The organism is Vibrio sp. 1580 (assembly GCF_033340055.1).
The window spans coordinates 1-742 of sequence record NZ_JAWOVT010000245.1 but is presented as its reverse complement, the minus strand read 5'-3'; the positions used below and the strand labels follow the sequence as shown (position 1 = coordinate 742).

Genomic DNA, 742 nt, shown 5'->3' with positions numbered 1-742 from the left:
GGGCGTGCCTATATGCCAAGAACAAGTCATCAAACTTGCCATGGTCGCGGCGGGGTTTAGTGGTGGCGAGGCCGATCAACTTCGTCGAGCCATGGCTTCATGGAAAAAGAATGGTGATTTAGCCAAGTTTAGGCCTAAGCTGCTCAATGGCATGCAAGAGCGAGGTTACGACCTAGCATTTGCGGAGCGCATTTTTGAACAAATTTGTGGCTTTGGTGAATACGGATTTCCAGAAAGTCATTCAGCGTCTTTCGCCGTTTTGGCGTATTGCTCGGCATGGCTAAAATACTACTATCCCGCAGAGTTTTATACTGCACTGTTAAACAGCCAGCCAATGGGGTTTTACAGCCCTTCTCAATTGGTGCAAGACGCTCGTCGTCACGGCGTCGAAGTTCTGCCTATCTGTGTCAATCATTCCTATTACCAGCATCATTTGATTCAACGCCCCAATGGCCGACTTGGTGTGCAACTGGGCTTTCGATTGGTTAAGGGCTTTAATGAGGAAAGCGCGACTCGCTTAGTCGAACGACGACCAAAAACGGGCTATCACTCAATACAAGAGGTCAAACAAATCTTGAGAAGTCGTCGTGATATCGAATTATTAGCTTCTGCAAATGCCTTTCAGATCTTATCGGGTAACCGTTATAACGCACGTTGGGCAGCGATGGATTCACTGTCCGATTTGCCTTTGTTTCATCATATCGAAGAGCCAAGCGTTAGCTATCAAGCACAGCCATCTGAA

1 pseudogene is annotated in these 742 nt (G+C 47.4%); it reads left to right on the top strand.

Annotated features, from left to right (window positions below):
* Window positions 1–742 (top strand): annotated as a pseudogene (locus R7093_RS25305) (error-prone DNA polymerase); the annotation flags it as partial.